The 26,626-nt window shown below is 52.9% G+C and carries 18 protein-coding genes; 10 read left to right on the forward strand and 8 right to left on the reverse strand.

All coding sequences use genetic code 11. The features are described 5' to 3' along the window. The first annotated feature begins 10 nt into the window (after nucleotides 1–10). From ACFO9Q_RS03975 to ACFO9Q_RS03995, 5 genes are all read left to right on the forward strand, one after another. Nucleotides 11–1,147 (forward strand): acyltransferase domain-containing protein, encoded by a 1,137-nt coding sequence (locus tag ACFO9Q_RS03975; protein ID WP_379178920.1) that lies wholly within the window; start codon nucleotides 11–13, stop codon nucleotides 1,145–1,147. A gap of 357 nt (nucleotides 1,148–1,504) precedes the next feature. Further along, nucleotides 1,505–5,998, forward strand: a complete 4,494-nt coding sequence (locus tag ACFO9Q_RS03980) for an S-layer homology domain-containing protein (protein ID WP_379178923.1) — start codon at nucleotides 1,505–1,507, stop codon at nucleotides 5,996–5,998. 196 nt (nucleotides 5,999–6,194) lie between these two features. Continuing rightward, a complete protein-coding gene (locus ACFO9Q_RS03985) occupies nucleotides 6,195–7,604 on the forward strand; it encodes a hypothetical protein (RefSeq protein WP_379178925.1) in 1,410 nt (469 codons plus the stop codon). 217 nt (nucleotides 7,605–7,821) lie between these two features. Further along, on the forward strand, nucleotides 7,822–8,238 hold the full coding sequence (locus tag ACFO9Q_RS03990) for a VOC family protein (RefSeq protein WP_379178927.1): 417 nt from the start codon (nucleotides 7,822–7,824) through the stop codon (nucleotides 8,236–8,238). Between the two features lie 36 nt (nucleotides 8,239–8,274). Continuing rightward, the gene (locus ACFO9Q_RS03995) at nucleotides 8,275–8,865 is read left to right on the forward strand and encodes a TetR/AcrR family transcriptional regulator (protein ID WP_379178929.1); all 591 of its coding nucleotides are present in this window, start codon (nucleotides 8,275–8,277) and stop codon (nucleotides 8,863–8,865) included. A 58-nt stretch (nucleotides 8,866–8,923) separates the two neighbouring features. On the opposite strand, the gene ACFO9Q_RS04000 is transcribed toward ACFO9Q_RS03995, so the two are convergent. The 3 genes from ACFO9Q_RS04000 to ACFO9Q_RS04010 form a co-directional block, all read right to left on the reverse strand. Then, on the reverse strand, nucleotides 8,924–9,790 hold the full coding sequence (locus ACFO9Q_RS04000) for an aldose epimerase (protein WP_379178931.1): 867 nt from the start codon (nucleotides 9,788–9,790) through the stop codon (nucleotides 8,924–8,926). A 75-nt stretch (nucleotides 9,791–9,865) separates the two neighbouring features. Next, nucleotides 9,866–10,912, reverse strand: a complete 1,047-nt coding sequence (locus tag ACFO9Q_RS04005) for a YeiH family protein (protein ID WP_379179166.1) — start codon at nucleotides 10,910–10,912, stop codon at nucleotides 9,866–9,868. Between the two features lie 237 nt (nucleotides 10,913–11,149). Next, nucleotides 11,150–12,313, reverse strand: coding sequence for a peptidylprolyl isomerase (locus ACFO9Q_RS04010; RefSeq protein WP_379178933.1), 1,164 nt, complete (start codon nucleotides 12,311–12,313; stop codon nucleotides 11,150–11,152). Nucleotides 12,314–13,603: 1,290 nt separating this feature from the next. On the opposite strand from ACFO9Q_RS04010, the gene ACFO9Q_RS04015 reads away from it, so the two are divergent. From ACFO9Q_RS04015 to ACFO9Q_RS04030, 4 genes are all read left to right on the forward strand, one after another. Next, nucleotides 13,604–15,052, forward strand: a complete 1,449-nt coding sequence (locus tag ACFO9Q_RS04015) for an HD-GYP domain-containing protein (RefSeq protein ID WP_379178935.1) — start codon at nucleotides 13,604–13,606, stop codon at nucleotides 15,050–15,052. Nucleotides 15,053–15,088: 36 nt separating this feature from the next. After that, nucleotides 15,089–19,015 (forward strand): response regulator, encoded by a 3,927-nt coding sequence (locus ACFO9Q_RS04020; protein WP_379179168.1) that lies wholly within the window; start codon nucleotides 15,089–15,091, stop codon nucleotides 19,013–19,015. Between the two features lie 123 nt (nucleotides 19,016–19,138). After that, nucleotides 19,139–19,849, forward strand: coding sequence for a response regulator transcription factor (locus ACFO9Q_RS04025; RefSeq protein ID WP_379178937.1), 711 nt, complete (start codon nucleotides 19,139–19,141; stop codon nucleotides 19,847–19,849). Nucleotides 19,850–20,094: 245 nt separating this feature from the next. Beyond that, on the forward strand, nucleotides 20,095–21,342 hold the full coding sequence (locus ACFO9Q_RS04030; RefSeq protein WP_379178939.1) for an EAL domain-containing protein: 1,248 nt from the start codon (nucleotides 20,095–20,097) through the stop codon (nucleotides 21,340–21,342). Nucleotides 21,343–21,429: 87 nt separating this feature from the next. On the opposite strand, the gene ACFO9Q_RS04035 is transcribed toward ACFO9Q_RS04030, so the two are convergent. Together ACFO9Q_RS04035 and ACFO9Q_RS04040 are read right to left on the reverse strand one after the other, a co-directional pair. Beyond that, nucleotides 21,430–21,648 (reverse strand): hypothetical protein, encoded by a 219-nt coding sequence (locus ACFO9Q_RS04035; protein ID WP_379178942.1) that lies wholly within the window; start codon nucleotides 21,646–21,648, stop codon nucleotides 21,430–21,432. Between the two features lie 163 nt (nucleotides 21,649–21,811). Continuing rightward, nucleotides 21,812–22,030, reverse strand: a complete 219-nt coding sequence (locus ACFO9Q_RS04040; protein WP_379178944.1) for a hypothetical protein — start codon at nucleotides 22,028–22,030, stop codon at nucleotides 21,812–21,814. 108 nt (nucleotides 22,031–22,138) lie between these two features. Between ACFO9Q_RS04040 and ACFO9Q_RS04045 the strand changes: the two genes are divergently transcribed. Next, nucleotides 22,139–23,110, forward strand: a complete 972-nt coding sequence (locus tag ACFO9Q_RS04045) for a serine/threonine-protein kinase (RefSeq protein ID WP_379178946.1) — start codon at nucleotides 22,139–22,141, stop codon at nucleotides 23,108–23,110. A 289-nt stretch (nucleotides 23,111–23,399) separates the two neighbouring features. Here ACFO9Q_RS04045 and ACFO9Q_RS04050 read toward each other — a convergent pair whose 3' ends face one another. The 3 genes from ACFO9Q_RS04050 to ACFO9Q_RS04060 form a co-directional block, all read right to left on the reverse strand. Continuing rightward, entirely contained in the window at nucleotides 23,400–23,993 is a 594-nt protein-coding gene (locus tag ACFO9Q_RS04050) for a hypothetical protein (RefSeq protein ID WP_379178948.1), read from the reverse strand. Between the two features lie 134 nt (nucleotides 23,994–24,127). Beyond that, nucleotides 24,128–24,601, reverse strand: a complete 474-nt coding sequence (locus ACFO9Q_RS04055) for a hypothetical protein (RefSeq protein ID WP_379178950.1) — start codon at nucleotides 24,599–24,601, stop codon at nucleotides 24,128–24,130. A gap of 122 nt (nucleotides 24,602–24,723) precedes the next feature. Continuing rightward, nucleotides 24,724–26,412: a ribonuclease J gene (locus tag ACFO9Q_RS04060; protein WP_379178952.1), complete on the reverse strand. Its 1,689-nt coding sequence runs from the start codon at nucleotides 26,410–26,412 to the stop codon at nucleotides 24,724–24,726. Nucleotides 26,413–26,626: the final 214 nt, after the last annotated feature.

Consider the following 26,626-nt stretch of genomic DNA (forward strand, 5'->3'; position numbering starts at 1 on the left):
GGGCATGACGATGGAACTGCTATCAAGAGAACGATTACAGCAATACTGCCGAACGATATGTATGCCTGAAGGGGCGACGGAACGATTGGTGGACATCACGGATCAATTAAGTGAAGATCAACAGCTCTATGAGATTTACACGGAATTCTATGAAAATTATATAGAGAGCGGCTATTGGACAACGGTATGGGAACCGCTGAATATCCATCCTTACGCATTAGAAGTACTCGGTAATGAAGCTTCGCTGTTGTACCTGCATGCCGCACTTCAGAGGCTGCCTATGACAGAACAGAAGTACTCCGAAAGGGGACTGAGTGAACAGTTATTCGTGGATACGTTGAGAGATATTGGGGTATGGGTGCAGAATGCCTATCAATTAGTGGGATACTACGCGATTAGGAACTTCAGCTGGATCTGGAGACATCTTGAAGCTAGAATGTTCAGGCTGGGCAGCATGCAGTTCATGGAATCCAAGTTCACCGGAATTGTCAAAGGGTTCTACAATGAGAAGGAAGAGAGATTGTTGCTCCTGTGCGGTGATGGGATGAAGTTAAGAGCGAATGGGGATCGGCAGGGAGTATGTAATAAAGAAGAGACAGCCGATGGCTTCGTGACGGAATACGAGGAGACGGAGGACTATTACATTGGAAATCCAGTTACTCCGATCGGCAAGGGGTTAAGCCAGCGTGTCCAGCTAAGCAAGGATGAATGGGAAAAAGTGCTGGATGAGGGGGACAGCCTGTTTGAAATCCACATTCCAAGAGACGCGGCATTTGATATGCAGAGCATAGCAGACTCATACTTGCAAGCTAAGACGTTTTTTGCGAAGCATTTTCCAGAGGTGCATGGTAAAGGGATGGTCTGCCATACCTGGCTATTCACCCCCCAGCTTCAGGAAATGTTACCCCCTTCCAGTAACATTATTAGGTTCCAACAGCAGTTCTATCTGTACCCGACAGCGGGCTCCATCAGCTTCTTGTGGAACTTTGTGTTCAATGAGATGACCGAGGTCAAGGATGCCAAGCCCGATACTTCACTTAGAAGAAAGGTGCTCGAATTCGTAGAAGAAGATAAAGAGATATTCGATATGAATGGGATTTTCCTTGATCGATGCGGGGAATTTGGAACGGTAACTTATAGCAAGTGATAGACAATCATTAGTTCGTTTACTCCGCAACCTTTTGGTTGTGGAGATTTTTTTGTGCAACATAATGAACTTAATTGGTCTCTATAATCTCTTAACTAATCTTAGCCGAACAAGACGCTTATTACCGAGAGTCTGCTGCTGGACGGATTCCATTACATTAAGACTTACAATAAGACCCTCTCTAGCAGCTCTTATTCTCCATTCATGAGAGACTGTCCAAAGATTGTCCCTTATAGTCCCAAATATTATCGGAGACATGACCCAATGAATTGGGATTATAATTAAGGACAAAGGGAATGTAAGCGTATCCACTCGTGAAAATGAACATCAAGCATTGTCCCTCAGAAGGAGCTGTTCATGTTGAGATTGAGATTGAAAAGAGTAATCAGTCTAGTGTTGATTACGGCCTTATTCATGACATTCATGGTCGAGATGGTCCCTGGGAGCAGAGCTATTGTTCAGGCGGCAACCATCAGCAACAACGAATCACAACTCGCTAATGAAGGCACGCTATCCCCATCACCATACAAGTATCCCTATGCCCCTACCCAGCAGTCTTACTTAGACAAAGCTATGCTGGACACAGTTAATATTGCGTTCCAGAATAGAGATGCTGCCAATGATGGCAATGTTAATATTACAACCGCATTCGCCTCTATTGCTCAGGCAATCGCTGGTGGGAATCATAAGCAGGAGTATGTGAATCACTATGTTGCCACGATTCGCAAGATGCTGACTGTTCCAGCTAACATGCCTAACCTGCAGGCTGGACTTGATTCACGAGGACAATCACCAATGGTCTATGCAATCGCTCTACTCTGGCACAATGAAGAGGTCATGTCACAATTCACGGATGCCGAGAAGCAGAAGCTCATTACGTTCATGAAGGCAGGCCTATATGCGACAGCCTATACGATCAGTGACTATGATCATAATGGCAATCTGCGGCCTGGCAATCGGACTTCCATGAATGGGGATACGAATAACTGGATTGGGACGGGTCCTAACTATTGGGAACCGAACTTGACTATCTTCTACGCTGCATCCTTCATCTTCGGTCTGGAGAATGTTAAGGATATGCTGCATCAGTATGACCATGCGGCATTCATCCAAGAGCTAGGCGCGCAGGGTCTGAGCACGATCAAGGCAAGCTACGAGAAGACGATTAATTATGAATCTCTGGCTAGCAAGGCAGCGATCGTTGAAGGCACATTGAGAAGTGAGAAATGGTCATTCAAGGGGGCAACGCTAGACCAATTCCTAGCTAATCCTATGGCCCTGTTCGAAGCGGTTGAGCAGCACACATGGAGCCATGTATCCGATGAAGGTGAGTTCATTGGAGAGGTAGGCATGCAGCATGAATTCGACTCAACCGATGCAGCAGGGCCGAGAGAATCCATCTCCTACGTCGCATTCGGCGTCTCGCCTTCCGTTGCCAATCTGGTGCTCATGAAGTACTTCGGATTTTGGGATGTGCCTGGCAACGAAGAACGAGCACACAACATAATGAAGCTCTATCAGGTTGGACTGTCAGACTACTATACGAAAGCGGTCAATGGCTACTTCACCCAATCCTGGTTGGGCACGAAGACAGAAAGCTTACAAAATAATGGAGTTCTCCTACTGCCTATGGAGCTCATGACTTCCACCAATCTAGTTAACCTGTCTATCTGGAATGATACCTTCAACTATGCGAATCTGTCCGGCATGACTGGTCAGAAGTGGACCCTTGTTGGGGAAGGAGCAGAGCTATCGCAGGAGACCATCATTCCTTATAATATTAAGTCACCGCTTACGACTGCTCCGGGTGCAACAGCTAAGGATCCTGCCGAGAAGGTGTTGAAGCTGCCTGCCACCTCCTCCGCCAGCCTTGGATACTCTAACCAACGCTTCGCAGATATCTCCTACCAGGCTTGGGTCATGAAGAGCGAAGAGGCCGCTGGAGAAGCAGCTATTCTCGGAAGAGTACAAGATGCTGATCATTATTACAAGATGTCTCATCTGAATGGGAAGCTGCTCATTGTGAAGGTTACAGGTGGTGAATCAACAGTACTGGCTGAGCAGGCCTATACGATGAATGCGAATCAAGCTTATCGGCTGAGAGCCGAGCTCATCGGTGAGAGCTTGAAGCTGTATGTGAATGGGCAGCTGCAATTAGAAGCAACGGACTCTGAATACAGCGAAGGATCGATTGGCGTATATGCCTGGGGCACTACGGCTAAGTTCGATGGGCTCATCGTACAGCATGAGAAGCCGCCTGCACCGGAGCTTAACTCCGTGCGAGTCGGACAGAGTCAATTAAGCCTGCAATTCAGTCCAGTGCCGGGAGCGAACTATTACAAGGTGTATTATGGCACAGCACCTGGTCAGTACACACACTCCTTCCTGACGGGAACGACCAACCCTACGCTGCCAAGCCTTAACAACGGAACCGTCTATTACACAGCCGTAAGTGCAATTGCTGGCAAGGGGGAGAGTGAGCTGTCTCAAGAACGGTCAGCGTCACCGGCGGTCCCTACAGCCGTTGTCCCTGAGTTGAAGAGCATTGTAAGTGATGGTCCGTTCGTAACGGTTAACTTCACAACAGATGCGGGATCCACTTCGTACTCCATTAAGGTAGGAGATCAGAGCGGTAACTACAATCGTGTGATTGAGAACGTAACGGGCTCAGGATATAGAGTGCAGCTTCAGGCAGCGCAGACTCCATACTACTTTGCAGTGTCAGCAACGAACGAGCAGGGAGAGAGTGCTAATTCCAATCAATTAGTCGGCATGGCGAATTCATCGACGCTTTATGCGGCTGATTTTGCAACGGAGGCAGAATTAGATCAGTATCAGATCATTACAGGCACATATTCCTTAGACCAGAATGGATCTTCAGGAAGATTGAAGGCTAACGGCTCAGCATTCGAGCGTATCTGGCTGAAGCAAGGGAAGGGTTGGAAGGACTATTCTACAACGGTGAAGATGTCCTACAGCTCGGCTAAGACCACCAGTATTAATCAGACCTTCATGCTGGGACGGGCAACGGATACCGCCAATTATTACCTAACCGGATATGAGCATAATCCAGTTACGAACGTTGGTACGATTAGAATTAATCGCAAGATGAACAATGTCATGACTATGCTCAAGGAGAAGGCGATGATACTAACTCCTGGGCAGGAATATGAGCTTAGAACCGAATATGAAGGGAATCAAGTCAGGCTGTATATAGATGGACAACTCCAGCTTGAGGTAACGGATGCTACCCCGCTGTTAGCTGGTAGTCCTGGCTTCCTGTCGGTTGATGCTTATGTGTACTATGACGATCTCGTAGTAGAGAGCAGGAATGGTCTAGAAGCCCCAATATTGAGCTCCGTCACGGCAGAGACGAATCAGGCAGTCGTCCAGTTCAGTGAAGTGGCTGGAGCTGACGGCTATAAGATCAAGTATGGCGAACAGGCAGGTTCATACACGCATGAACAGATCGTAACAAGTGCAGCCGAAGCTGGAGTGCGAGTGACTGGCTTAAGCGCAGGCCGAACGTATCAATTCGCAGTCAGCGCCTTCCACTCTCATTACGAGAGTGCGAATTCGGAAGTGAAGTCCATTACCTTAGCGGGGGGAACTCCGTCAACACCAGCACCATCGCCTACTTCAACGCCGTCACCAACACCAGTGCCGACTGCTGCTCCAGGGAGCAGCACGGTGGAGCTGACACCGACTCTTGACGGAGACGTTGCTAAGGCACAAGCTGATGCGCAAGCCCTGCGTCTGGCATATGAGCATGCAGAGGCGGATAAGGAAGGCAATCGTACAGCAGGCGTATCTATTAAGTCCATCGAAGGGGCAGAAGAGTATCGGGTAGAGCTGCCTAGTCAGCTGTTCACGGAATCCATGAAGATGGATAGACGATTCCTAAGCATAGAGACGGCTATCGGCCAGCTGGTAATTCCTCTTCATATGTTCAATAAGACTGAACTAAGCGGTGATTCGGTTACTCTTGCTATTGGCAGAGCAGATACGTCAAGCTGGCCGCAAGAGCTTCAAGACAAGATTGGCGATCAGCCTGTCATCGAGCTGCATGCTTATATAGGAGATAAGCAGGTGAACTGGAGCAACAAGGCTGCTCCTGTTACTGTACATATCCCTTATGAGCCGGCAGATCAGATGCGCGGTAAGAGCGAGCATATTACGATATGGTATATCGACGGTCAGGGGCAGATTACGAGAGTACCTTCTGCGCGCTACAACGAGGAGACGGGCGAGATCTCGTTCAGAACGACACACTTCAGCACCTATGCCGTTGCCTATGCTCCTGAGACCTATAAGGACTTGACCCGTCATGAATGGGCACGACTGGCTATCGAGGTTCTAGCATCCAAGGGTATAGTTCATGGAGTGGCTGACAAGGAGTACGCGCCGCAGCAAGCCATTACGAGAGCGGACTTCCTCCTGCTGCTTGTTCGTACACTCGAGCTTGAAGGGGATGGAGATATAGACTTCGAGGATGTATCGGACTCCGCCTATTACTCTGAGGCTGTTCGCATCGCCGGGGCGCTTGGTATTGCACAGGGCAAGGGTGAGAACCGGTTCTATCCAGAAGCTAAGATTACACGTGAGGACATGGCGGTGCTCCTTGCAAGAGCAATCGAAGCTGCCAATCCAGCTGCAATCAAGGGAGAACAGGTTGATATGAATACGTACTTCGATGCAGATGCAATAGCAGATTACGCTCGTACGAGCATGGAACGGCTAGTAGAATCAGGATTGCTGCAGGGCAATCAGAACGAGCTGCGTCCCAAGTCGCATGCATCAAGAGCAGAGATTGCAGTCCTTCTCTATCGGTTGTATAACAAGCTGAATTAAGCTGTAACGGTTGTGGTTGAAGCGCGATGTGCATGGATGCACATCGCGCTTAATCAGTCTAAGATGACGCGAGCTATTCATTGATAGGCGGTGATGCCAGCAGATTATTAAGCGGTATGTTCTTGGTTTGGTTCAGGCAGGTTAAGAATGTACGTGGTATTAATAAAAAATGAAACGAGAAAGGAAGCTGAGGTTAATGAACATGAGAAAATGGGTAACTTCGATTGGCGGTGCCGTTTTATTCGGAGGACTGCTATGGTCAATTCCTGCTTATGCTGCTAATGGAGAGCTTATCTTTCAATCCGGATTTGAGGGAAGTTCGACTCGTTCCACGACAAGCGCTCAGATTGATGATATCACAGGGACAGATACTTCGAAGCTTAGCCGCAATAATTGGGTAACGGATCTAGAGGATCATCCGCAAGTGGGCACTTTCAGACTCTATTATGAAAGCGGTAACACTGGAGATCGCAAGGCTGAGATTATTCAGGAGTCCCCTACGAATACGAATAAAGTACTGAATTACTGGTTGAAGAATGCGACTACGCCAGATAGCAACTTCTTCAAGGGGCGAATTCAGACAGACATCTATGATGATGCCAGCAGTAATCAAGAATCTCTGGATGAGATGTACTACAAGGTAAGAATGAAGCTGGACTCCGATGTACAGCAGCTGGAGACGCTTCAGAAGAAGATATCTTGGCTCACGCTGGCAGAATTCTGGAATCAGCCTACTTGGGATGGGAGCCCCAAGCCGTTCCGAATCACATTCGGATTGAACAAGGACGCCCCTTCGGTTGCTGGCGAGTCCAAGCCGCTGTACTTCCACGTAACGTCCGAGAATTATGCACAAGGCGTCGGATATACGGAAGTCTGGAAGTATGACAACAAGTCATTCCAGGTTCAGTATGACTCGTGGATGACTCTGGAGATCTACTATAAAAAAGGGAACAATACGACAGGCAGCAAGGGCCGGTTCTACGTAGCAGTAACACCCGAAGGTGGAAGTCGGCAGGTCGTGTTCGACATCTACAACTTCACCCATAACTCTACCGATACGAATCCTAGAGGACTCAGCCACTTCAACCCTATGAAGCTGTATACGTCTAACGAAGTCATTGACTATGTTCGCAATAGCGGAACAGGTAATGCCCTGCAAGTGCAGTGGGATGACTTCGAGCTGTGGAATGGCTGGCCAAGTCTATACGAAGCAGAGGCGATGAGAGTGGGGACGACCTCTGGCGATGCCCTGACCGATTCAGCTGACACAAGCTGCAGCAGAGCGTACTGTAAGATTCTATCCAGCAATGCGCCAGGAGACTTCATGAATCTATTCGCCTCTGTTCCTAAGGACGGCTTGTATGATGTGAAGGTTGGTGTCAAGAAGTGGACGAATCGCGGTCAGTTCCAGATGTCGATTGATGGAACGAACGTAGGCTCGATTCAAGATCACTATTCCTCCGTGCCAGAGTACACCGAGCTGACCATCGCGAGCAATTACCAGCTGTACGCAGGTGAGCGAAGGTTCAAGTTCTATGTGACAGGTACGAGTTCAACCGGTCATCAATTAGGCATAGATTATATTAAGCTGGTTCCCAAAAATTAAATAAAAACTGCGGCACCTCCCTTCAATTGCAGGGTCGGTGCCGCAGTCATGATTAGCCCTTCATGGATTGGATGAACTTCTCCAATGCGATTATACCAGCAGCTGCGCGGACCGTACAACTCCTTCAAGAGTGCTGCAGGGGGATTCATTTTTTGTTTTACATACATACAGTATGTATGTTAAGCTCGTATTACAAAATTTGAGAGGAGATCATTGCATGCTAACCAACAATTTCTATCCGGTCGTTATGACGGATCAAGTCGAGAGAAGTGCCAGCTTCTATACCGAGTATTTCGGATTCGATAAGGTGTATGAAGCGGATTGGTATGTAAGCCTGAGATTATCCAAGGGGGCTGTTCCATTCGAGCTTGCTATCCTTGATGCTTCACATCCTACGGTTCCCGAAGCGTACCGGAAGCGAGTACAGGGGCTCATTCTCAACTTTGAGGTGGAGGATGTCGATGCCGAGTACCGTAGACTTATAGAAGTAGCGGGGCTGCCATTGGAGCAGGAGCTAAGAGACGAAGAGTTTGGCCAGCGGCACTTCATAACGAGAGATCCTAGCGGGGTATTAATTGATGTCATTAAGGTTATCCCGCCAGCCGACACGGAGAGTTCTAATTACTTGGTATAGCGACTGACGCGGCATAGATGGGAGTAGAAGGGTTAGATGAAGAGGAATAAGGAAGATACGAGTGGGACGATTGACCTGCTGATCCGAACGGGCAGACAGCATTTTACTGCGCGGGGATACGCGGGAGCAGCGCTCGAGGAGATTGTTCAAGAGGCACAGTTGACACGCGGAGCGGTCTACCACCATTTCCGCAGCAAGAGAGGGCTGTTCGAGGCTGTGCTTGAAGCTGTGCAGAGAGATGTAGCAGAACGCGTAGAGTTCGAGGCGAGCAAGACCGATGATCCGTGGGAGCAGCTTGTGCTCGGGTGTCGTACGTTCGTTGCGGCGGCAGTTGAACCGTACAATAAGCGAATTATGCTCATTGACGGACCAGCCGTGCTCGGATGGGAAGCATGGCGCAGAATGGACGAGCGCAATGCGATGAGGTTATTGCGTGATCAGCTCGAGGAGATGCAGCAGCAAGGCTACCTGGTTCCCCTGTCCATTGAGGCAATCACTCATCTCATCTCGGGTGCTCTCAACGAATTTGCCCTGTGGCTTGCCCATCAGCCGGATGCAGACAAGCAGCTTGAGGAGCAGATGTCGGTCATTACCCTTATGCTGGAAGGGTTCCGTGTGCGTGGTTAGCAAGGGAGGGACGGTCTGGCGAAAAGCTTAAGCTTTTCGCCAGACCGTCCCTGTTCATTTATTTTACAACGCTAATGATTAAGTTCGCATGGAGGGAAGTGCCTGGGGCGAGCATGACCAGCTCTTCCTGGCGGTTCAGCTCCCCGGTCATGGCCATCCACGGCTCCACACAGACGAACGGCTTGTCCTTCACGGACCACAGCACCATATACTTGAAGATCTCATCGTACTTCATGCGCACCTGCAGCCCGCCGGCTACGGGGAAGGTAATCTCAGGCTTCTTCGGATCGAGCAGCGTAACCGATTCAACCAGCCCTTCCAGATCAAGCTCGCCGGTGAACGGCTTCACTTCATTGTCATTATAGTCGAGGTACTGCGTCGCATCTGTCCCATAGGCCAGCCTCTTGCTGTCGGCCTTGAAGTAGGGGTGGAAGCCCGCGTAGAACGGCATCGTAGACGCGCTGAGATTGCTGTAAGTCTGCCGAGTGTGGAGCTCTCCGTCCTTCAGAGCATAGGTGAACTCCAGCTCGAAGTCGAACGGGTAGGAGATACGTGTCATCTCGTTGCTCCGCAGCCTAATCGTAACCGAAGCTTCGCCTTCGCTCTCCGTCCCCACCACTTCCCAGACTGAGGTGCGTGCTACGCCGTGATTCGCCATCTCATAGCCTACTCCATCCCACTCATAAGACTTGTTCTCCAACTGCCCGCTGATCGGGAACAGGATCGGATTGCCCCCGCGAATATTCGCCTTGGGATCGATGAATGTATCTCTATCCAGGTAGAACAGCTCCTCCCCATGCAGCTGGCACCCTGTGACAATTCCGCCTCGCTCCGGGCATACTAGCACCTTAGATGAGGTGGATTCCTCTGTTAGCTCATAGATCGTATACGTATCGTCATAGGTTCTCACTTCATAATTAGCCACGATTATACCTCCAGTAGAACGGGAATGGGTTAAGGTGATTCGCCTAACAATATACCATATTTATGAAGGGGTTACCTACACTAGCAGCCATCCCAGCACAGAGAGAAGCACAGAGGTCATCACCATAGCCGCAAGCGGACGAAGTGCCCGGCTCCTTAGCTGCCCTAGATCTACAGTAAGACCGAGCCCGACCATAGCCATCGTTAGCAAGGTCGTGGTGAGGAGGGAGATGTGGCTCATCGCTGCATCCGGTACAGCTGTCACAGGCCCAATCACATAAGTGCCGACGACACTCATAGCGGCGAAGCCGAGCAGGAACCAAGGGAACGCGATGCGGTTGCTGCCTGAGCCGGTGGTGGAGCCAGAGCTAAGCCTGGAAGCCCGTACCCTCATGGTGCAAATAACCACAAAACTAACCGGCACCAGCATCAGCACCCGTCCGAGCTTCGCCATCAGGGCGTAAGACAGGGCCTCCTCTCCTGCTGGAGCTGCTGCAAGCGCTGCATGGGCTAGCTCATGCAGGGTCAGCCCTGCCCACATGCCGTAATCTGCTGCATCCTGGAATGGCAGAATCGGCAGCAGCAGCGGATAGGCAACGGCGAACATCGTTCCGACGAGGGCAATGATGCCAGCGCCAACCGCCGTATCCTGCTCCTTGGACTGCAACAGCGGGGAGACGGCGGCTATGGCGGCAGCACCGCATACCCCCGTTCCGATGCCTAGCAGGAGAGAGAGAGGGAGATCCGCCTTGAACAGCTTAGCTAGGCAGACGGTAGTTAGGATGGCGAAGAGTACGACTGCCGCATCCTTCAGCAGGAGGCTGGGCCCTTGAGCAAGGAGAATATGAATATTGAGCTTCAGCCCGAACAGGATGATGGCGGTCCTTAGCAGAATGCGGGAGGAGAAGGTAATGCCTGAGCGAAGCTTCTCCGGATAGCCGAACAGCTGGCGGTACAGGACAGCGAGCAGGATGGCTGCAGCCATTGGGCCGAGCAGTCGCAGCACTGGAAGGTGAGCGAGGAGCATACCCGAGAGCGCAATGATGAGGGTGAAGGTGACGCCACCGACTAGGGATATAGTTGTAGAAGGCTGCTTTTGCACAGTGTGAAGTGCTATTGCCATAGACGTCGGAGCCGCAGCCGGAACGGGAGCCGATTCTGGAATTGCTGATGGTGAATGTCCTTGTGCCCTAGGCAGCGACAGTAAGCTCATGGCGTGATTCCTCCGAGTTGTTGAAGTCTAGCTTCAGCATAAGGGAGGGGAAGCGGAATGTGAAATCAGGTTTTCTAATGGAAGGTATAAGGGGGGAGTGAGAAAAAGCCGCCCTCATGTAGAGGACGGCTGCAGTGGTATTCGGTATTATTGCGCGGCTGGAGCGTCAGCTGCTGGATCTGCTGCAGGTGCGAGCGTGTTCGTAATCTTCGCTTGCGCCTTCAGGTCTGTCAGCCATTGCTGGGACAGCTCGCCAACTTGCTGAGTGACTAGGGTGTCCTTAATCTCGGCCTTCTTGTCTTCCAGAGTAGGGATAACCGCAGCCTTGGAGTCGGTCTTCTTAATAATGTGGAAGCCGTTAGAGCCTTGAACCACTTCGCTTAGCTGGCCCTTCTCTAGCTTGAATGCTGCTTCTTCTAGCGCGGGATCATTCTCACCCTTACCGAAGAATCCGAGGTCACCGCCCTTGTCCTTGGAACCGGGATCAGTCGACTTCTCCTTGGCCACGGTTGCGAAGTCAGCACCACCCTTCAGTTCCTTCAGGATGGCATCGGCTTCTTCCTTGGTCGCTACGAGGATATGAGAAGCCTTCACTTGCTCGGGCTCGCCGAGGGAAGCCTTATTCTCATCATAGAACTTCTGGATGTCTTCATCGCTAACCTTCGTCTTCGGCTCAAGGATCTTCTTAATCTGAACCTGGGACTTCGCATCGCGCTTCAGGTCATCGATGGTCATGTTGTACTGAGCAAGAGCAGCATTGAACTCTTCTTCCGTATTGAACTGCTTCTTGAGGGTGTCAATCTCCTTGTTCACATCTTCGTCGGTGACGGTAACCTTAGCCTTATCTGCCTCTTGCTTGATCAGCTCGTTAGTGATGAGATTGTCCACAGTGGATGCGCCTCCGCTGACAACCATGGCATCATATAGCTGGTCCTTTGTAATATCTACACCGTTAACAGTCGCTACAGCTTCACCTGAAGCGCCGTCATTCGTGAAGGCGAAGATGGACACTGCAACTAGTGCAATAGCGAGGATCGTTGAGATCGCAACCCATGGTCCCTTGCCGTTACGCGTCTGCTCCGCTGTATCTGTGTCTTGTGAAGTAACGGGCACTTGGATAGGTGCTGGCTCGTTGTTGTCTGCATCGGTTGCAGGAACAGGAGCTTGGTGTGCAGCCTCTTGGTCAAGTTCTTTCTCAAGCTCACGTTCGATCTCAGCGTCAGTCGCCTCGACCTGATCTAGCTGCTCGTTCTTCGCAGCGTTTAGCTTGTTTTCCTCGTCTTTGCCGCGCTGCGACTCATCGTTATTCATGTGCAGGTGAACTCCCTTCTATTTGTAACGCTTGTACAATCTTCAACTACTATAACAAAATTAAAACACAAAAACCTTAATATAAAATAAAAATGTCACCTACTGGTCAAATTGTGCGTGCGTGGGGGAGAGGATAGATGGGGGAGTAGGGGAGGTGTTGGAGGTTGGGCGATAGGACGATAGGGCGGTAGGGCGATAGACATAGGCGGGTGAGAGTGGCGCCGATGCAGCGCTAGACATTGGTGGTAAGTAAGGGAGAGAGTGCGTGGAAGGAAGTGTAGGGTGGAGTTGTGGAGAAGGGTGAGTGATAAGGCGGAGTGATGGAGTAGAGTGAGGGGGGGAGTAGTCAGAGGGTGGGAAGCACAGGCAGAGTAGTCTCAGTAGTCTGAGTAGACAGGGGAGGTTGGCTAGTGCATTAGAGATATGTTGTGATTCCTTCCATTACTCCCAGGTGCTCCAAGCGCGCTAACCCCGCTAACCACCCAACCAGCCACTCTGGCCCAACCTGGCCAAACCTCCACCAACCCCGCCAACCCCGCCAACCCCGCCAACCCCCGCAAATCCACCAACCTCACCAACTCCGCCAACCAACCCTATGCGCCTGTGCAACGCCAGAATTTGGTGCTACAGCTCTCTGGAGCGGCCTCAGCGCCTCTGCAGCGCCAGAATTTGGCGCTATAGCCCTCCGGAGAAGCCTCGGCGCTCGTGCAGCGCCAGAATATGGCGCTATAGCTCTCTGGAGCGGGCTCTGCGCTCGTGCAGCGCCAGAATTTGGCGCTACAGCTCTCTGGAGCGGCCTCGGCGCCTCTGCAGCGCCAGAATATGGCGCTATAGCCCTCCGGAGAAGCCTCGGCGCCCGTGCAGCGCCAGAATATGGCGCTATAGCCCTCCGGAGCGACCTCGGCGCCCGTGCAGCGCCAGAATATGGCGCTACAGCTCTCCGCCGTAGCCCCGCCGCCGCGTGCTTCGCCATCCCCGCGCCCCCGCCCCCGTCGCTTGCTCCGCCATCCCCGCGCCCCGCCGCCGCGTGCTTCGCCATCCCCGCGCCCCGCCGCCGCGTGCTTCGCCATCGCCGCGCCCCGCGCCCCGCTGCCTCGTCCCCCGCCGTGGGTGGCCTCGGCCCCCCTGCCCCGCCATCCCGCGTGTTCCCGCTACGCAAAAACGCCAAGGAATGCTATGATATAACCATTGTACATTCCAGCATTATCCTGCATAGGCAGACAGCGGCTAAGGGCCGCTCAGGCGGCTGCACATAGAAGCAAGCAGCTATCATTCTTAGGAGGAGTAAGTGTGGGGAGAAAAGCGAGAATCCTTACAGGTGTTGCTCTATTCATGCTCATCCCTTGGGTCTTCTTCCTATGGCTGCAATCGAATGCAGCCTGGGATCTTCGAGTGAAGGCGCCGATGGAGCACTTCTACATCGTCAGTATCGTATCCGCAATTGCATTAGCGCTTGCTGCAGCGGTGGGATATACGGCCACACAGCTGCGCAATATTAAGATCAGCTTCCTCGCCCTGTCTTACATCTCGCTAGCCGCCATGTTCGTCCTGCACGGACTGGCTACGCCCGGCTTCCTCTCCCATCATAGCGGCATATCTGGCAGCGCCGCGCAGCTTAGTCTGCTGCTTGCAATCTTCTGGTTATGGTTATCCTCCATGTCGGCCGACCGCGCCTTCATTCGACTACTCGCGAGCAAGCAGAGAATGCTGATGCCAATCTGGTCTGGCATGCTGCTCTCCGCCAGTCTGCTGCTATGGTTCCACCCGCATCTGGCTCACTACATCCAGTTCAAGGACGCAGGAATGAAGTGGACCATTACCTTGCTCCTTACCGTGCTGGGCTTGTGGTCTATGTACCGATACCTGCAGTCATATCGCCTCTCCCGATTCCCGCTGCAGCTTGCTATTGTGTACAGCGCGGGCTGGATGCTCGTTGCTCAATATATTATGGTCACCGGACAAGTGTGGTATATCAGCTGGTGGCTCTACCACTTCCTCTTGCTCGGCTCCCTCATCATCATGGTTGGAGGCATGCTGCGGCAATACGTCAGCTCGCGATCCTTCCGTTCCTCTATGAAGCTGCTGTTCCGCACGGATCCCCGTGACTGGCTCAAGACCTATATCTCCCCAAGTGTGAAGTCTCTCATCGCAGAGACCGAAGCGCGAGACGCATACACAGCCGGCCATAACTACAGGGTTGCACTCTATGCTCTCAAGCTCGGGGAGGAGCTAGCCTTGAGCTCTGACAAGCTCCGAGCTATTGCCCAGGGAGGCATCGTCCATGATATCGGGAAGCTGTCCATCTCTGACCGCATTCTGAACAAGCCGGGAAGTCTGACGCCGGAGGAGAGAGCGGTCATTGAGCTGCATCCCGTGACAGGCTATGATCTCTGCAAGCGGCTCGGCTTCATGCCTGAGGAGCTGTCAGTCATTCGCTCTCATCATGAGAGATGGGATGGAGACGGTTATCCTGATCGGCTGAGCGGGGTACAGATTCCGCACCTTGCCCGAATTATAGCAGTGGCGGATGTATACGATGCGCTGACCTCCTCTCGCTCTTACCGGAAGGCGATGTCTCATGACGAGGCTACGGGACATATTCTCCGGCAGCGCGGCAAGCATTTTGACCCGGATGTTGTGGATGCATGGGTGAGGCTTGTGACGGAGCAAGCCGAGTTCTTCCGAGAGACAGCGGAGAACAGCCGGCATCTGAAGCTCATCCGCCAGGCAGCTAGATAGACACATGAAGGAAGGGGCTCCACTGCATTGAGAACGATGTCATTACGGACCAAGGGATTAATCGTAATTCTCCTCATCTCCTTCATTCCGCTGCTGCTTGCAGGGATAGGCAACTATCAGGCGGTGAAGCGAACGGTTACCCAGTCTCAGCTAGACAGGATACAGAATCAAGTACATAGCAGGGCGATGAATCTCTCCTCATGGATGGCGATACGCAAGGCGGAAGTAGAGGTCATTAGCCGGACGGATGTAGTCAGACTGGGAACGGATGAGGAGAAGCTGAAGTATCTTCAGCATGAGCTGATGCGTGCTGGGCTGGTGTATCGTGCGATTGGTTACGTCGATGGGGAAGGGAATGTGCTCGCTACCGATGGGAATCGGCTGAATATAGCGGCAGACAGTGAATATCAGAAGGCGATGAGGGGGACTACCGTCATTACGGACCCTATCACGACAGCCTTCACCGATGTACCGCACTCCTATATCTATGTTCCTATCTTAAGCGAGCGTAATGAAGTGACCGGACTGGTGTATGCAGCCATACCCACCTCCGTAATCAAGGCCTATTCCATCTTCTCCACGGACAAGAGCAACACCATTCGGCTCTATAACTGGTCAGGCGACGTTCATTACCGCGTGCATGCTCCAGGCAACGAAGAGGCTTACAACCGAGTTAGTGAGCAGCTGCTGTCTACGATTGACGGCATAGTAGAGAGCGGAAGCGGGAGAGATAAGGAGTACTTCGTGCATTCGAAGGTTATCGGCACGCCATGGTTCCTATCCCTGCAAGTTCCACAGGAGGTTATCGAGCAGTCGCTGGGCAAGCTGTTCTGGAGAACCTTCTATACCTTGGCGCTGTCCGTGCTGCTGATAGGCATTCTATTCCTCCTCTTCTTCGAAAATATCATCAACCGACTCAAAAAAATATTGTCGGTTACCGAGCACGCCGCGGCAGGCAAGTTCGACGCCGAGCATCTCGTTCAAGTTCCGAATGATGAGATCGGGCAGCTTGCCGGCTCCGTCAACGGAATGATGGAGCATCTCCAGGAGATGTTCGACCGGCTGAATGCCATTATTAATCAGAATCAATACGGCTTCATCGTGCTGGACGAAGAGTACCGGGTCAGCTATATGAACCGTACAGCAGAGAATATGATTGGATACACGTCAGAGGAGCTGGCGGGTCATGCTACTCCGCTGCTGTTCATGGATGAGGAGGAGATTCGCAAGGAGGCGGAGCTGCTCTCAGCGTTGGGCGGGTACGAGGTGCAGCCGGGCATTGAGGTGTTCAAGGAGCTCCGGAGACGGAAGTTCTCCTATGAACGGGAATGGACCTTCGTACATAGGGATGGCACACGCATCCCTGTCGCTCACAGCTCAAGCGGACTGCGTGATCGCAGCGGCAAGTTCACCGGCGTTGTCGGAATTGTCCGTGATATTACAAGCCGGAAGCAGATGGAGAAGACACGCGACCGGCTGCTGAATATTGTAGATGCCGCTAAGGACCCCATCGCCTCCGTAGACTCTAATGGCGATCTCATCTATATGAATCAAGCAGGCCAAGATCTGCTGGGCATTCGGATGTCTGAGGACAGCGCCCAGTCGATGAAGAGACGAGTTGCAGAGGTGCTTAATCCTAAGCTGTATGAACAGCTGATCCAAGGCGCTCTGCAAGCTCGAGACCGCGGCTATTGGGAGGGAGAGGCGGAGCTCCCAGGCGCTGAGGGTGAGATCATCTATCTCTCCGTTATTGTCGTAGCTCATCGTGATTCAGATGATGACCTATTCTTCTCCTGCATTGCCCGTGATGTGACGGATCAGAGGCTGACACAAGACAAGCTCGTTAAGGCAACCGCTGCTGCGGAGGAGGCAAGTGAAGCGAAGGGGCGATTCCTCGCCTTAATGAGCCATGAGCTTCGTACTCCGCTGAACGGCATTATCGGTCTAACGCAGCTGCTGCGCAAGACTGAATTGAATCGCGGCCAGAGAGATTATCTGGAGAAGATTAATATGTCCTCGGATATGCTCTTGCGCATGATTAACGATATTCTAGACTTCTCTAAGATTGAAGCAGGGAGAATTGAGGGAGAGCGGCTGAACTTCGATCCGGAGGAGCTGCTGCATCGATTGGCTGGACAGCTCAGTCTGTTCATGAACGGCAAGGATCAATTCCAATTCATCATAGATACGCCGGGAAGTCTTCCGAGAAGACTGATCGGCGATCCTATGAGACTGGAGCAAGTGCTGCTTAATCTATGCGCTAACGCCATCAAGTTCACCGAACGGGGCAGGGTCATCCTGAAGGTGGAGCTGGAGGAGCAGACGGAGCGAAGCGTAAGACTGGCCTTCTCCGTGGAGGATACGGGGATCGGTCTGTCGGAGGAGCAGCTCGCTAAGCTATTCCAGCCGTTCACGCAAGCGGACAGCTCTACCACGAGGAAGTACGGAGGCACGGGGCTTGGGCTAGTAATCTCTGATGCGCTCGTCCGAGGGATGGGAGGAAGCCTGACCGCGAGGAGCAAGCTTGGCGCCGGCAGCCGGTTCAGCTTCGCGCTTAAGCTCGAATGGGAAGAGCACGATGCGCTCCTTCGAAGTGAAGCCCAGTCCTTGCACTCCTATATGCGAGAGCAGCCGATCTGGCTGGTGGAGGATGACGTGCAGGTCCTTCATTACTGGAGTGAAGTGCTGGAATCCATGCAGCTAACCGTCATCGGATTCAGCAGCTGGAAGTCAGCTGAGCACAGGCTGCGAATTGTTGGCCAAGGAGCGCGGCCAAGACTTATCCTGCTGGATATGGAGATGCCGGACATGTATGGACTGGATACGTGGCTCTCCTTCCAGCAGGAAGCGGGCAGGATGGGCATTCCTCTCATGATCATGACAACATCCTTCGGCCGTGAAGAGATGCTGCAGCTGCCTCCGGAGGTGAGGCCGCATGCGGCACTCGTGAAGCCGCTGACGAGGATTGGATTGCTGCAAGCGCTAGGGACGATCTCCGACGAGGAAGGCAAGCATGCAGCAGCTGGCCGAGGAGCGGCTGGCCACGCGACGACTGGCCAAGGAGCGGCCGGCCATGAAGCAGCCGGCCAAGTGGCGGCTGGCCAATCAGCAGGCGGCTATGCACCTGCTGGCCAAGCAACGGGCTTCCAAGCCGCTGCCGGCCAAGCAGCAGCGGCAAGCGAGCAGCTGCAGCGCGTGCAGGGCAGAGTTCTGCTGGCGGAGGACAATAAGATCAACCAGCTCGTTGCGATGGAGCTGCTGAAGGAGGAGGGCTTCGAGGTCGAGCTCGCAGAGAATGGACTTGAGGTGCTGAGTAAGCTTGAGCAGGGGGGCTGGGACTTCATCCTCATGGATATTCATATGCCCGAGATGGATGGGACGGAGGCCGCACAGCGAATTCGCCAGCAGTCTAGATATAGGGATATCCCCATCATTGCGGTTACGGCGAATGTGGTGGGGAGCGACCATGAGTACTACCGGCAGCTGGGGATGAATGCGGTAGTGACGAAGCCGATTCAGATGGATCAGCTGCTGAAGGTCATGGACCGCTGTGTGGAAGACTCCGGTCAAGGGAGAGTGAGGCAGACGCTGCCTCTGGATGCTATCCCTGCTGAGCTGGAGGCGGTGCTGAATCGTGCTGAAGCACTGGCTATGGTTGGAGGGAAGGTGTCAATCCTGAAGCATATGCTGAAGCAATTCAGTACAGATTATGAGGAGTTCGGTCATCACTTCAAGAGAATGATAGAAGCAGGCGATAGGCAAGGAATGAAGAGACTGGTGCATACGCTCAAGGGAGCATCCAGCTATCTCGCTGCGGAACGCGTCAGGAAGGCTGCGGCAGAGGTAGAACCCCTTCTTGAGGAGATCATGGAGGAGAAGCCGCTGGCAGTGGAGCGAAGTGAGAGGCTTGTGAGCGAGGTGGATGAGCTGGTGAGAGTGATTAACAAGGCTAAGTATACTTAGCAGGGTAGAGAGTGCCTAACATTTTTCTAACAAATGATTGTAGCCCCTCCTAAGGTTATTGTATAGTTACATTAACGGACTAGATTCGACAGGAATCTCTATCCTGAAGAGGGTGGCATGGATATGAACAGAGTGCTAGTAATTGAAGATGACCATATGATGAGCGATATGCTAGCCATGTACTTGACTGAGGAAGGCTTCCATGTGGCCCAAGCGGGAACGGGGCAGGACGGACTGCAGCGTGCGGAGGAGTTCCACCCGGATGTCGTGCTGCTCGACCTCATGCTGCCGGATATTGACGGCATGGAAGTCTGTGCGGCTCTGCGCAAGGTGTCCAATGTGCCGATTATGATCCTGTCCATGAAGAGCGAAGTATCTGACCGGATAGGGGCACTTAAGGCCGGCGCGGACGATTATATGTGCAAGCCCTTCTCCATGCATGAGATGACAGCCCGAGTGGAGGCCTTGATTCGCAGATCGCATAACGTATTCTCGGAGGCGAAGGCAGAGACGGCTGCAGCTGCTGTGCAACTGAAGACCGATGAATTAATAGGGCTCGACATGGAGCGCAGATTGCTGCATGTCAGAGGAAGCTTAGTAGAGACAACCTTCTCCGAATTCGAGCTTATGAAGCTGTTCCTGTGCCATCCTGGCAAGGTGTTCAGCAGGGAAGAGCTCATCAACACGATTCGCGGCTTCGACTCCTTCGTGACGGACCGGGCGATCGACGTACATATTGTGAACCTGCGAAGGAAGATTGAACTCAGTCCGAAGGAGCCAAGACTGATTCGTACCGTCTGGGGCTTCGGCTACAAGTATACCGCGGAAGAATGATTAGATAAGCGCTTAGGTCCGTCTCTGAATAGAGACGGGCCTTTTGATATGACCGCTCGGACTTGGAAGAGTGGGGGAGGCTGCCTAGGGAGAGGGCTAATGTGGCGAACGTTGGCTGACGCGTTGACGTGGCTGGCGAATGCGAATGAGGCTGGGCTAACATTTTCATATGTGAAGACCGTAATATTCCTAATACTTCTATGTCATGATAGAGGGAAATATGAGAACAACACGGGAGATTAACGATGAACATGACGCTGGATACATTAAGCTCAGGAGAAGCCTACGCTCAGCTCGAGACCGCTCTGCAGCTCGCGCGTGCAGTGGGCAGGCGCATTGCTGCAGTGTACATACATATCGACAGTCATCCTTCCCTGCCATTGGAGACTCTTGAGGAGAAGATTCTGCAGGGGCTGTCTCCCTCGATCCCGGTGTTCCGCACTGGTGCAGGAGGCAGCACCTTCTTCCTGTATGTAGAGGCAGGAGAGAAGCTGGATACCTGTATAGCCGAGCTGGAGAGGAGAAGGCAGGCAGCTGAGGCGGCATTCCTCCTCGAAGGGAACGGAGAGTGCGGGCTGTGGATCGGAGCGTCTGTCTTCCCGCAAGACGGACATACGAGTGTAGCCTTAATGGAACGTGCAGGCACGGCGCTGGCGCAAGCCCGGGAGCGAAGCGACAGCCGCATCTGCTTCTACAGCGGGAATGAAGTGGCGGAGAAGGCATATCGTCAAGCTGTCATACAATCTACAATGAGGCAGGCCTTGTACAGCGGCCAGCTGGACATTAGCTATCAACCGATCTTCCGAACTGGAAGCGGCAGGCTGAAGGGGTATGAGGCACTCATTCGCTGGATTCACCCTCAGCTGGGTGTAGTCTGGCCAAGAGAGCTGATTCCTGTCGCGGAACGGACGGGTCTCATCGTGCCGATAGGCGAGTGGCTCATCCGCCAAGCTTGCATGAAGCTGGCTGCCATTCATAAGTATAGTAAGTCTGAACTGACCATTAGTGTGAATCTGTCGCCCGTGCAGCTGCGGGATCCGAGCTTCGCTCCGACGGTCCTCAGACTGCTGGATGAAGCAGGAATACCCGCTGGTTGCTTGGAACTTGAGATATCCGAGCATGACTCACTGGGCAGTGACAGCGAGGCGATACTCGTCCTGAAGCGTCTAAGTGAAGCAGGGGTGCGGCTCGTGCTGGATCACTATCATCAAGGGGGCTCATGCGGGGCTGATCTTAAGAATCTGCCGCTGAGCGGATTGAAGCTGAACAAGTCGTTCATGAAGGGGCTAGCCGTAAGCGAGGTCGAACAGATTATGGTGCAGACGATGCTGGAGCTTGCGCACAAGCTGGGACTTGAAGTAACAGCGACCGGGGTGGAGTGTGAAGAACAGTACCTGCTGCTAAGAGAGTGGGGCTGTGACAGCCTGCAAGGCTTCTTGCTCGGCAAGCCGATGGAGCCGGACCAGCTCGATCTCTCCATGATTAAGCGGTAACCTCTTCTAAGCAGGGCATACAACAAGAACAACATCGAGCCCGCTTCAGCAGCGAGCCCGATGTTGTTTTTTATAGAGATGCTGGATTTATGAGACCTCGAGGTACAGCTTCGTACCGTCATTATATTGGAAGATTGCGACGTCGCGGATCACTTCTACTTTAGCAATTCTTTTCCACTTCTTGCGAAAATCAAAGTTCAGTTCCATCTCGACCAATTTATGATGAAGTAATTCTACAGATGATAATTGCTCGCTCGGATAATACACAGGAACGGAACGGTTTTTGAAGGTAATGACTCTCATCATCTCCTTTTCCCCCTCCCACAGATCTAATCTTACAGCTTATGATAGTTATTATATAATAAACCCTTTAGGGGGTTATAAAACAGCGGTAAGTCTTTTGTTTGATTTGCTCATAGTTATCTAACAAATAAGACCGCAGCGTGTGGCTGCGGCCTTGTGGAGCGAATTAGCTGGAGTAGCTGCTGTACTTCTTCTTATAATGGGAATGTCCATAGTGCTTGTGCCCCTGCGGCGGGTAATGAGGGGGCTGCTGCGGCGGATAGTGCGGCTGCCGCGGCGGGTATTGGTGGCCCTTCTTGTAGGCACTGCTGCTATAATGATACTGTCCGTGAGGGCGGTGACCCGTAAGAGAATGCAATAACCGCTTGACTATATGCTTCAACATAACGTTCAACCTCCAATGATTCTGAATGTACTCCTTATACGGCTGAGATGAAGGATGGTTTCTACTATGGATAGATTAGGGCAGTTATATACGGGGAGAGGGGATTAGGTGACTTCTGTGATAAGGCGGCTCGGCAGCTGGCAGGATTGGCTCCGCAAGGCCGAGCAGATAAGAAGCAATTGGCAGGACTACCCGCTGCGCGATGGGACGGTCTGGGCAGGAAGGTACAAGGTGCTGCGATGCCAGGGGATGGGCAGCTACGGGCAGGCGTATGCTTGCTTGGATCGGGAGACGGGACAGACGGTGCTGCTCAAGCGGAACAAGCCGAGCAAGGGGAATCTCGGTCGCCAGCTGCTCAGAAGGGAGGATGCAATTCTTCGCTCCCTGAATGGGCCGATGATACCTAAGCGGCTGAATTATGTGCAGCGACACAGGGATGAAGCCTTAGTCATGGAGCTGGTTCCAGGGGACAATCTGGAGCATCGCATTATGGAGCAGGGCCGAGTGTATACGGAAGAGGAAGCGCTGCGGCTGCTTGGACAGCTGATGGAGGTGCTGGCATATGTCCACCAGGCAGGCTATGTTCACCGTGATGTGAGAATTCCGAATGTACTAGAGCATGATGGCAAGATTACGTTGATTGATTACGGCCTCTCCTGCCGCAAGGGGGAGGTGCTGCCCGAACAGATTCAGCGTGGTCTTGGCGATCTTGATGAGCCGGGGAGCGATGAAGGGGAGGAGCCTGCAGAGGCTGCAGGGTGGTCCGCCGTGAAGAGACGGATGCGAGTCCCTCAACCGACGAGCGACTTGCTGGGTGCAGGACATCTGTTCCTGTTCATGATGTACTCCGGCTACGAGCCTCCAGTGGAAGGTGAGGAGGGGGCAGGATCCTCAACTCCGTCGGAGCGGACAAGTGAGCTGGAGCCTGCGGTGGAGCTGAGCTGGGAAGAGGAGCTGCAGGTATCTGAGGGAGTAAGTCATCTCCTGAGGCAGCTGCTGGCAGCTGGCCCTCATTCCGACCCCTCGCTTACAGCAGAGAGCTGCCGGCGCGAGATTGACGCGCTTCTCTCGCGATCGTAGCAGCGATTCTTGCACACTCAGCCGGCCCAATATGGTGCATTATTGCACCAGGATGGCTGTCGGCGTTGGGAATAGGTCCAAATATGGTGCATTATTGCACCAGGATGGCCGCCAGCGTCGGTAGTCTGTCCGATTATGGTGCATTATTGCACCAGGATGGCTGTCGGCGTCGGGAATTGGTCCCAATGTGGTGCAATATTGCACCAGGATGGCTGTCGTCTTCGGGCATTGATCCCAATATGGTGCATTAGTGCACCAGAATGGCCGCCAGCGTCGGTAGTCTGTCCGATTATGGTGCAATATTGCACCAGAATTCCTCCAACGAGCCTCGTCCTTCGGCTGCAACGCCACATTCCGGCGCTATTGCCTCCAACGAGCCTCGTCCTTCAGCTGCAGCGCCACATTCTGGCGCTATTGCCCCCAACAGGCCTCGTCCTTCTGCTGCAACGCCACATTCTGGCGCTATTGCCTCCAACGAGCCTCGTCCTTCTGCTGCAACGCCACATTCTGGCGCTATTGCCTCCAACGAGCCTCGTCCTTCAGCTGCAGCGCCACATTCCGGCGCTATTGCCTCCAACAGGCCTCGTCCTTCAGCTGCAGCGCCACATTCTGGCGCTATTGCCTCCAACGAGCCTCGTCCTTCTGCTGCAACGCCACATTCCGGCGTTATTGCCTCCAACAGGCCTCGTCTTTCGGCTGCAACGCCACATTCTGGCGCTATTGCCTCCAACGAGCCTCGTCCTTCAGCTGCAACGCCACATTCTGGCGCTATTGCCTCCAACAGGCCTCGTCCTTCAGCTGCAACGCCACATTCTGGCGCTATTGCCCCCAACAGGCCTCGTCCTTCTGCTGCAACGCCACATTCCGGCGTTATTGCCTCCAAAGAGCCTCATCCTTCGGCTGCAACGCCACATTCTGATGCTATTGCACCAGAATGGCCGCCAGCGGCAACATATATGTAAGGAGCCTCCGCCCATGAACGTGCGGAGGCTCCTTAAGCTTTGGCTCAGATACTAATTATAGAAGAGTAATAACTAATAAGTTGTACAGTACGAGTGGAAGGATTGCGCTTGAAGGACCGAATCCTCTTGCGTCGTACATGCTGCAATGCAGGTAGAGGAAGCAGGGGTCCATATGTGTGATCATGCCTTCGTGCATCTGACCGTCAACCGTCTGAATCCGTACATACTTATGCATGTTGTTGCTGCACATATGTGCAAGCTTGTTTCTTACATCCATTACCATCTGTTTGTGCTCGGGTCCTGCTTCGTACAGAATAGCTTCTACTGGCTTCTTGCCTTGCTGCATTGGAGCAACGGCGTTCATATTGCTATTCATGCCACCTACATTGCCGTTCATATTGCCATTCATGCCGCCTATATTGCCGCCCACATTGCCGTGCATATTGGCATTCATATTAGCATTAGCATTCGCATTCGCGTTAGCATTGGCATTAGCGTTCGCATTCGGAGCCATCGGGTAATTGTACACGCGGATATCCGCCTCCCTAGTCGTTTGTACATAGGTATGCATGCACATGCCTAAGCGTGATACGTAAGGGAGGAGGATCTCATCATGATCTCAATGACCTCAACAGGTTCTCAATAATCTCATCATACATCTATGATGATTGGCAGAATCATGGGTCTTCTTCGTGTCTTCGCATAGAGGAACTTGCCCACTGTCTCTCGGATATTCGACTTGAGGTGCGACCACTTCCAGTCATTGCCCGATTGCTGCAGCGTCTCAATCGTCACTGTCGCAAGGCGAACCACCTCGCTTAACAAGCCCTCGGATTCCTTAATGTAGACGAACCCACGTGTAATGACATCTGGACCTGACAGCAAGATATTATCCTGCCTGCTCAGCGTAATGACAATGACAAGGATTCCATCCTCCGACAGATGCTTGCGATCACGGAGCACGGCGACGCCGACATCACCAATGCCGAGGCCGTCCACCAGCGTATTGCCGGCCGCGACCTGCCTGCTCTGCACCGCCTCTCCGCCAGCAAGGTCCAGCACATCCCCGTTCCGCATGATGTAGATACGATCCCGATCCACTCCGACCGCCTGAGCCAGAATTCGGTGCTGATGCAGCATGCGGTACTCTCCATGAATCGGTACAAAATACTTCGGCTTCATAAGCGTCAGCATCAGCTTCAGCTCTTCTTGGCTGCCGTGGCCGGACACATGCATGCCCGAAGAGGTATGGCCTCCATGTATCACGTCCGCGCCCAGCAGATAGAGATGGTCGAGCGTGCTCGCGACATTCCGCTCATTGCCTGGAATCGGAGAGGAAGCGAAGATGACCGTATCCCCCGGTTCAATGGAGCTGAGGGGGTGAGTCGAGCTGGCCAGCCTCGCAAGGGCGGCTACAGGCTCGCCCTGGCTGCCGGTGCATAGCACTGCAACGCGATTACGCGGGAGGTCCGCCGCTTCCTTGGCCTCGACGACCATATCCTCCGGCATGTTCAAGTAGCCAAGCTCTCGGGCTACCTTAACGACGTTAATCATACTGCGCCCGAGCAGCAGCAGCTTGCGATTCGTCTTCTGCGCCGCGTCTATAACCTGCTGGACTCGGTTGACGTTGGAGGCGAAGGTGGTTAAGAACACCTTGTGCTCCGCTCTATGGAATGCCTCCTCGATGCGCTCACCGACCATGCGCTCCGAGGGAGTGAAGCCTGGACGCTCGGCGTTCGTGCTCTCCGAGAGGAGGAGGAGGACACCCTCTTGCCCGATATTCGCCATCCGGTGGATATCAGGGAACTGGCCATTGGCCGGGGACAGGTCGAACTTGAAGTCTCCGGTATGGACGACCTTGCCCTCGGGTGTGTCAATGACAACACCCAGACAATCCGGAATACTGTGATTGGTTCGGAAGAAGCTGAGCGTCAGTTCACCTAGCGGGATGAGCGAATCAGCCCGAATCTCGTGAAGCACCGTCTGCTTCAAGTGATGCTCCTTCAGCTTGCCTCTAATTAAGCCAAGGGTGAGCCGTGAGGCATAGACCGGCATATTCAGCTGCTTGAGCACGTAGGGAATGGCTCCGATATGATCCTCGTGACCATGAGTGATGACCAAGGCGCGAACCTTGTCCTTGTGCTCCTGCAGATAGGAGATATCTGGAATGATGAGATCGACGCCAAGCAGACTCTCGTCAGGGAACTTGGAGCCGCAATCGATGACTACGAGGTCATCGCCGTATTGGACGACATACATATTTTTGCCAATCTCGAATACGCCGCCAAGTGCCATTACGGACAGTCTATTGTCGTTCCGGGCAAGTTTCTTCGTGCTCATAAGCATCCTCCTGTACCTGCTTGCTGCGCTATCAGGGTTACCAATTATGGCAATAAGTATGCAAGGCGAATGGCACAGAGGTACTTAAGCCTGATGGTATACCTGACTGTCCAGGACAGCTGCAGCATGACAGAGGGGTACCCCGATTGCAGCTGCGCTTACGAATAGGAAGATGACGGTGGAGTCTTGTCCAGTCGACGAATCCATCCGTGCA

The sequence above is a fragment of the Paenibacillus sp. GCM10023252 genome, from assembly GCF_042653305.1.
Taxonomy (GTDB): Bacteria; Bacillota; Bacilli; order Paenibacillales; family Paenibacillaceae; genus Pristimantibacillus.

Excerpts from the sequence above, each read along its gene's own strand:
- ACFO9Q_RS04035 (WP_379178942.1), bottom strand. The coding sequence starts at position 21,648 with ATGATGAGAGTCATTACCTTCAAAAACCGTTCCGTTCCTGTGTATTAT.
- ACFO9Q_RS03985 (WP_379178925.1), top strand. The coding sequence starts at position 6,195 with ATGAACATGAGAAAATGGGTAACTTCGATTGGCGGTGCCGTTTTATTC.
- ACFO9Q_RS03975 (WP_379178920.1), top strand. The coding sequence starts at position 11 with ATGGAACTGCTATCAAGAGAACGATTACAGCAATACTGCCGAACGATA.
- ACFO9Q_RS04040 (WP_379178944.1), bottom strand. The coding sequence starts at position 22,030 with ATGTTGAAGCATATAGTCAAGCGGTTATTGCATTCTCTTACGGGTCAC.
- ACFO9Q_RS04010 (WP_379178933.1), bottom strand. The coding sequence starts at position 12,313 with ATGAATAACGATGAGTCGCAGCGCGGCAAAGACGAGGAAAACAAGCTA.
- ACFO9Q_RS04060 (WP_379178952.1), bottom strand. The coding sequence starts at position 26,412 with ATGAGCACGAAGAAACTTGCCCGGAACGACAATAGACTGTCCGTAATG.
- ACFO9Q_RS03990 (WP_379178927.1), top strand. The coding sequence starts at position 7,822 with ATGCTAACCAACAATTTCTATCCGGTCGTTATGACGGATCAAGTCGAG.
- ACFO9Q_RS04030 (WP_379178939.1), top strand. The coding sequence starts at position 20,095 with ATGAACATGACGCTGGATACATTAAGCTCAGGAGAAGCCTACGCTCAG.
- ACFO9Q_RS04005 (WP_379179166.1), bottom strand. The coding sequence starts at position 10,912 with ATGGCAATAGCACTTCACACTGTGCAAAAGCAGCCTTCTACAACTATA.
- ACFO9Q_RS03995 (WP_379178929.1), top strand. The coding sequence starts at position 8,275 with ATGAAGAGGAATAAGGAAGATACGAGTGGGACGATTGACCTGCTGATC.
- ACFO9Q_RS04025 (WP_379178937.1), top strand. The coding sequence starts at position 19,139 with ATGAACAGAGTGCTAGTAATTGAAGATGACCATATGATGAGCGATATG.
- ACFO9Q_RS03980 (WP_379178923.1), top strand. The coding sequence starts at position 1,505 with ATGTTGAGATTGAGATTGAAAAGAGTAATCAGTCTAGTGTTGATTACG.
- ACFO9Q_RS04020 (WP_379179168.1), top strand. The coding sequence starts at position 15,089 with ATGTCATTACGGACCAAGGGATTAATCGTAATTCTCCTCATCTCCTTC.